The 6,977-nt window shown below is 68.5% G+C and carries 6 protein-coding genes; 1 reads left to right on the forward strand and 5 read right to left on the reverse strand.

What is annotated here, in order from left to right; all coding sequences use genetic code 11:
• The first annotated feature begins 45 nt into the window (after positions 1-45).
• The gene (locus ACTOWY_RS43890) at positions 46-927 is read left to right on the forward strand and encodes a Ppx/GppA phosphatase family protein (protein WP_441315533.1); all 882 of its coding nucleotides are present in this window, start codon (positions 46-48) and stop codon (positions 925-927) included.
• Here ACTOWY_RS43890 and ACTOWY_RS43895 read toward each other — a convergent pair.
• The 5 genes from ACTOWY_RS43895 to ACTOWY_RS43915 form a co-directional block, all read right to left on the reverse strand.
• Positions 848-1,543: a hypothetical protein gene (locus tag ACTOWY_RS43895; RefSeq protein ID WP_441315534.1), complete on the reverse strand. Its 696-nt coding sequence runs from the start codon at positions 1,541-1,543 to the stop codon at positions 848-850. The genes ACTOWY_RS43890 and ACTOWY_RS43895 overlap by 80 nt on opposite strands.
• A gap of 206 nt (positions 1,544-1,749) precedes the next feature.
• Positions 1,750-3,003: an ABC transporter substrate-binding protein gene (locus tag ACTOWY_RS43900; RefSeq protein ID WP_441315535.1), complete on the reverse strand. Its 1,254-nt coding sequence runs from the start codon at positions 3,001-3,003 to the stop codon at positions 1,750-1,752.
• Entirely contained in the window at positions 3,000-4,214 is a 1,215-nt protein-coding gene (locus ACTOWY_RS43905) for a Gfo/Idh/MocA family protein (RefSeq protein WP_441315536.1), read from the reverse strand. The genes ACTOWY_RS43900 and ACTOWY_RS43905 overlap by 4 nt, the downstream gene beginning before the upstream one ends.
• A gap of 8 nt (positions 4,215-4,222) precedes the next feature.
• On the reverse strand, positions 4,223-5,761 hold the full coding sequence (locus ACTOWY_RS43910) for an NPCBM/NEW2 domain-containing protein (protein ID WP_441315537.1): 1,539 nt from the start codon (positions 5,759-5,761) through the stop codon (positions 4,223-4,225).
• Positions 5,762-5,841: 80 nt separating this feature from the next.
• On the reverse strand, positions 5,842-6,977 hold a 1,136-nt coding region (locus tag ACTOWY_RS43915; RefSeq protein WP_441315538.1), incomplete at its 5' end, for a tyrosine-type recombinase/integrase.

Below are 6,977 nucleotides of genomic sequence, written 5' to 3' on the forward strand. Positions count from 1 at the left end.
AAGATCCCTAGGCTCGGCAGCAGTCGAGTGCTGGGGAGAGTTGTGGTGCCACAGGGCAGGGTCGCGGCCATCGAATGCGGCACTGACTCCATCCAGCTGCTGGTCGCCGATCTGGCGGCCGCGGGCGGGCCGGGCCTGACCGAGGTCGCCCGGCGGTTCGAGCCGCTGTGCCCCGGCGAGGAGGCGCTGCCCAGGACCCGCGCGGTGCTGGCCGACTACGCCGAGGTCATCGCCCGGCTCCAGGTGCACCGGGTGCGGTTGTGCGGCACCGGGGCGGACGAGTCGCTGGCCGCGATCGCGCTGGACACCCTCGGCGTCGAACCGGACACGCTGACCGGGGCCGAATGCGCCGAACTGGCCTTCGCCGGCGCGGTGGGCGATCTGCCCGGCGCCGGGCAGGTGAGCCACCTGGTGGTGGACATCGGCAACCACAGCACCCAGTTCGCCCTCGGAACGTCCACTGTGGACCGCATCGCCTCGGTGGACCTGGGCTGCGCGGCCATCGCGGAGCGCTACTTCCAGCACGATCCGCCGACCGAGGACGAGATCGAGCAGGCCAGGCAGGACATGACCTTCGTGGTCGATCACGCGCTGGCCGCAGTGCCGGGCTGGCGGACCGCGCGGCTGGTCGGGGTGTCCGAGACGGTGGCGGGCATCGCCGCGTTCGTGCTGGGCGACCGGCCGGGCCCGGAGCAGCCGTTGCACCACGCGGTGATCACCGAGGAGGAGGTCAGCGTGGCCACCGCGGAACTGCTGACCATGCCGGCGGACACCCGCCGCGCCCTGGTCACGCCCTATCCGCAGCTGGCCGACGTGCTGCCCTCCTGCGCCCTCGCTGTGCAGCTGCTCATGCAGCGCGCGGGTCAGCAGCGTCTGATCGTGAGCAGGCACGACATCCTGCACGGCCTGGCCCGGTACACAGGATGAGCCCGATCACCAGCAGCCACAGGGTGAACGGATAACTCGCCAGCCGTTCCATCGCCCCGGCGCCGAGCCCGAAGTAGAGCACCGGCACCGAGTACTGCCCGGCGGAGAACAGCATCGAGGCGATCACCGTCACCCCGGCCACCAGGTAGCCGAACGCGCCGATCCAGCGGGCCTGGTCCACGATCGCCAGGCTGACCAGGAAGATCGCGATGCCGCCGATGGGCAGGTGCAGCGCGGCGATCAGGTGCACGGTGCGGCTGATGTTCTCCGGCACCAGCCCGGTCAGCGCCTCCAGCACGCCGGTGGTCAGCATCAGCACGTACGCGGTGCCGCCGGCCCAGCCACCCGGCCACAGCCCGCGCAACAGCAGCGTGCCGCCGATCACGCCCAGTCCGGCCAGCACCAGCGCGGTGTTCATCAGCGGATACAGCGGTGAGCAGACGAACTGCGGGGGTCCGTGCGATTCCAGGAACAGCCCGCAATCGGTGTTGCCCAGGTGGCTGAGCAGGTCCTGGTCCCAGGAATAGGGCGTCTCCCAGGCCGCGGCGGCCACCAGTTGCCCGCCCACACGCAGCACCGCCGAGCAGAGCCACAGCAGCGCACCGAGCACGACCATGCGACCCACTATGGCCGGTGCGCGCCTCCCGGTGCGGGAGGCGCGTCACACCCAGCCCAACCAACCCGCGTGTTGGCCGAACTCGTACGCCACGTTGGCCGTTCCGGACCGCCGCCGGTCGAGTTGGCCCAAGTGGTACGCCCAGTAGGGCCAACTACCCGTACGAGTTTGGCCAACTCGGCGTACGACAACGGCCAACACGCGGGCTATCTGAGGTGGCTCGTGGCGTCGGCGAAGAACTGCTTGACTGCCTCGTCGATGCTCTTGCGGCCGAAGACGATCTCCTCGTTGAGTCGCTGCATCAGCTTGTACACCGCGCCGTCGCCCTTGGGCGGGGGTGGCGGGGCATCGCCCAGGTGCGGGTCCAGCGCGGTCTCGTAGTCATAGACCTGCCGGTCCGCGCCCTGCAGGGTCTGCGCCACCTGGGCACGGATCTTGAGGTTGGGCGGCAGGCCGCGGGTGGCGCCGAGGATCTTGCCCGCTTCCTCGTCGTTGAGCAGGAAATCGACCAGTTTGAGCGCGGCCGCCTTCTGCTTGGTGCGGGCGAACACCGAGAGCAGCTGGGAAGGTTTGCGGTACTGGCCGAGCTGTTTCGGGTCGTCGCTGGGGTAGGGCGCGAGTTTCAGCTCGCCGGGCCGGATCGCGTGGTAGCCGCCGAAAATGCTGTCGTAGCTGTGTTCGGTGGCGGTGCGCCTGCGGCCGAGCGGGGTTTGTTCCGGGCCCTGGTTGAGGCCGGAGGTCAGCTCCACGTGGTTGAACGCGCCCGCGGCCCGGAACCGGGCGGCCAGCTGCCAGAACTCGCGCAGGTCGGCCTCGCCGAAGGCGAACTGGCCGTCGGCGGTGTAGAGCTGTTTTCCGTGCTGCCGCAACCAGATCTCGAAGACGTCCTCGGTCCCGGCGAAATCGGTTGCCCCGGCCACCTGGCCCTCGCTGAGTTTTGTGGCCTGGGCCAGGTAGTCCTGCCAGGTCCAGCCGAGTCTCGGTTCCGGGATCCCCTTGGCGGCGAAGGGTTTCGGGTCGTAGACGATGGTGGTGGCGTTCTGCGCGAACGGCACCCCGACCTGCTTGTCCTTGATCTTGCCGGAGCCGATCAGTCCCTGGTTCCAGTCCGCGGTGCGGATCTCCTTGCCCAGACTGCCCGCCAGGTCCAGCAGCACACCGCGGCCGGCGTACTCGTTGAGGTAGCGGTAGTCCAGCTGGATCACATCGGGCGGGTTGCCGCCCGCGGTCTCGGTGGCCAGCTTCTCCCAGTAGGCGCCGAAGGCGGTGAACGTGGTGTCCACCCGCACCCCCGGGTTGCGCTGCTCGAACAGGCGGATCGCGCGTTCGGTGAGGGTGGCCCGGTCCTGGTTGCCCCACCACACGAACCGCAGCCGGGTTTCCCCGTCGCCCGCGCCGCCACCGCAGGCGGCCAGGCCGAACACCAGTGCCAGCACCACTAACAGTGCCTGTTTCCTCATAATCGAACCCCCAGATCGGTGGTGCGCACCGGTGTGCCGGTGACCAGGCTGCGGTTGGCCGCGAAGCCGGTCAGCAGCGAGCGCGCGCCGGCCAGGTGGTCGGCGCGCTTGCCGGTGGGATCCTCGGCGGCAGGCCCGAACAGCGCGGCGCACAACCGGCGGTCCGCGGTGGCATGGCCTTCCTCCGCGGACATCGGCAGTTGTCGTGGTGGCTGCCAGAACTTGCGCAGCCACAGGCTGCCGTGCGGCTGCCCGCCCGGATCAGCCTCCACCACCTCCAGTTCGAGCCTGCCGTGGCTGCCGTTGACCATCACCCGCACGCCCTCCCACGGCGAGTAGGCGGTCAGGTGGTAGGTCAGGGTGGCCCCGGAGTGGTAGCGGGCGAGCACCGCGAGATCGTCCTCAATGGACACTCCGGGGGCGAACACGTCCTGGTTCCGCCGGTAGCCGTCCTCGTGCTGGGCTTCCTGGTACAGCTCGCGCAGCCACGGGTCCTCGTCCAGCGACAGCGCGAAGTGGGCCGGGTCGTGACCGTGTAGCTTGGCGTTTTCCGGGCCGTAGAAGAACAATCGGCCCTGGGCGTAGACCTCGGCGGGTTCTGCGTCCAGCCACCAGTTGATCAGGTCGAAGTGGTGGGTGGCCTTGTGCACCAGCAGTCCGCCGGAGTTGGCCTTGTCCCGGTGCCAGCGGCGGAAGTAGTCCGCGCCGTGCCGGGTGTCCAGCAGCCACTCGAAGTGCACCGAGCCGATCTCGCCGATCTCGCCGGCCGCGATGATCTCGCGGAGCCGCTCGAACACCGGCTGGTACCGGTAGTTGAAGGCCACCGTGACCTCGCCGCCGGTGGCCGCCACCGCGTCCAGGATGCGCTGGCAGCGCTGGGGATCGGTGGTCATCGGCTTCTCGGTGATCACGTCGCGGCCCGCGTTGAGCGCGGCCACGATGTACTCGTCGTGGGTGCTGTCCACTGTGGTCACCAGCACGGTGTCCACGGATTCCTGGTCCAGCATGGTCAGGAAGTCCGCGGCCGGGTACTCGGGTACGGGGTCCGCGCCGAGCCCGGCGAGCCGCCGGTTGTGCGCGGCCAGCCGGGTCCGGTTGACATCGGCCAGTGCCACCAGTTCCGCCGTCCCGGCGTGTTCGACGGCCAGGCCGTGCAGGAACGTCGAGGCCCGGTGGCCGGCGCCGATGAGTGCGTACCGCTTGCGGGTCAAGGTTTTCCTCACAGGTGGCAGGTCAGCACGGGGTCGGCGAAGTCGCCGCGGTCGAACTGCACGCCGTCGCCGCCGTCGGTGATCACCAGCTTGAGGTAGCGGGCGCCCTTGAGGTCGGCGGCCAGCTGGACCGCGTCGTCCCGCCAGGTGCGCAGGCCGCTGTCGGCGACCTTGCGGCCGTCGGCCCAGATCTCGAAGGTGGCCGAGCCGAGCTGCCGTTCGTCCCGTTCGTCGTCGATGCCGACGGTGGTGCGCAGGCTGTCGCAGCGGCCGTTGAGGTAGTAGGTGAGGGTGCTGGGCGCGTGTCCGCCGAGGCCCTTGGCGAAGCGTTGTCCGTTGATGGTCAACGGTTTTCCGTCCTTGGGCCGGTAGCTGCCGTTGGACATGTCGCGTTCGATCGGGCCGTAGCCGCCGGATTCCACCGCCGAGCGCACATCGCCGAGGCTGCTGATCGTGCCGGGCACCATCGGCGGCACGATGAGTTCCTGTTCGCCGCCCAGTTTCACCTTGTTCGCCCCGGCCCAGGCGTACTCCAGTCCGTTGTGCAGCTTGGCGAAGCCGTCGGGTGTGGTGGCGGGCACGGTGACCTCGTAGACCGCGCGCACGGTCTCCCCGGTGCGCAGCAGCCACCGGCGGTCGGCGCGTACCAGCCGGGCGTGCCACTTCGGCGGCACGGCCAGGGTGAGCCTGGGCTCGAAGATCGGCGTGCGGGCCAGGTTGGTGGCGAAGACGCCGACCTGGAAGCTGCGGCCGGCCGGGGTGAGGTTGGCCGGGATGCCGGGGATGGGCGAGTCCAGTTCCAGGCCGGTGCTGACCGCGGGCTGCTGCCAGGCCCAGTCGTGCCCGGCGGAGATCCGGTACATCGCGGTGGCGTGCGGCGGGACCACCGCGGCGACCTCGCCCGCGGTCTGGAAGTTCTTGTGCTGCCACAGGTCCCGCACCTTGTACCCGGCGCGCTGGGGCAGGCCCAGTTCGGCCGCGGTGGCCCCGATCTTCACGGCCACCTCGGTCTCGTTGAACAGCGCCACCGCGACATCGCCGTTGGCCAGTGGCTTGACGAAGGTCCAGCGTCCGTCCTTGTTGGACAGTACCCGGCCCTGTTTGCCGAGCTTGTCCTGGTCGATCGCGATGACCTCGCGGTTGTTCAGGATGTCGAAGGTGGCCGGGGTGACCTTGCGCAGGTCGGCGCCGATCAGTAGCGGGGCCGCCATGATCGACCAGAGGCTGAAGTGCGAGCGGTACTCGGTGTCGGTCATGCCGCCGTTGCCGATCTCCAGCATGTCCGGGTCGTTCCAGTGCCCTGGGCCCGCGTACTTGTCCAGCGGCGCGTTCTTCTTGAGGATGTCGACCATCTTGGCCCAGGTGTCGGTGATGTCACCGGTGGTGCGCCACAGATGTCCGACCTCCCTGCCCCACTCCCACGGCTTGTTCTCGCCCCACTCGCACAGCGAGTAGACGATCTTGCGGCCGGTTTTCTTCAGCGCATCGCGCATCTTGGTGTAGCGCTCGATGGCCGGGCGGCCCTGGTTGTTGCAGTTGTCGTACATCAGGAAGCCGTACCGCCTCTGACCTGGGCATACACCCCTGTTTTCCGGGGGTGAACCAAGATCATGCCGTCACCAGGCCGTCAGGCCGTCACCACGGCGGCCTGGGCCGAACGGCGGGGGGTGAACATCTCGTTCACCGCCTGGCGGGCACGGGAGTAGCTTGAGGGCATCAAGTGGGTGTAGGTCTTGAGCGTGAACGCCTCGGAGGCGTGCCCGAGGTAGGCCGCCAGTTCCTTGACCGTCACCCCGAGCGCCAACAGGGCCGAGGCGAACAGGTGCCGTAGCGCGTGCATCCCGTCCTCACGGTCCACATAGGACAGACCTGCCTTGGCGAACGCTGGCCGCCACACCACATTGTTGAACGCCTGCCGCGTGTAGAGATCACCCGCATCGTTGACCATCAACACCCGGACGGTCTCGCTCTCGCGGCCGTCACGCTCGGCCCACGGCAACGTGATCTCCACTGGCGGGAAGAGTTCGGCGTAGGCGTCCAGGCCATCCAGCACGCCATGACCCAGCGGGACGACACGGGTCTTGTGTCCCTTGGGAAGCTTGAACTTGCGCACCCCGTTCACGGTGACCATTTGCCGGGTGCAGTGATACACCATCTCCTTCCGGTCGACGTTGTCCAGGCTGAAGGCGAACATCTCGCCCTGCCGCAACCCCACCCCCGCCCCCAGCGAGATGCAGGGCTTGAACCGGGCCGGGAGGGCCAGCTCTACCCTGCGCAACCGGGTCTCCGGCCACGGCGTGATTGTCCGGATGATCGGCTTGGGTGGCCGCACCGAGGCGTCCTTGCACGGGTTCTTGCGGATCTTCTCATCCACCACCGCCGCGTCCAGGATCGTGGACACCAGGTCGAACACCTGACGCTGATACGCCGCAGAGACAGGCTTGTCCCGGGAGTTCATCCACGCCAGCCACGACCGGATCAACTCCGGCGTGGCGAAGGAGGACAGGAGTCTCCGGCCCAGGAACGGGTACGCCTGACTGTTCATCCGGTTGGCCAGGTTGTCCACTGTGGACTCATCCTGTGACCGGGCGGCCAGCACCTTGACCGCATACGCCTTGAACTCCACATTCCCTGCGTTCGGGTCGGTGTAGGTCCCGGCATACTTGTCGTTCTCGACCTTGGTCATGAACTCCTTAGCCCGCCCCAACTGCTTGTCCGGGAAGGACTTCGACCGCTCACGCTTGTCCGGGTCTTGGTACTTCA

This window comes from Crossiella sp. CA198 (genome assembly GCF_052078295.1).
In the GTDB taxonomy this organism is placed as follows: Bacteria; Actinomycetota; Actinomycetes; order Mycobacteriales; family Pseudonocardiaceae; genus Crossiella.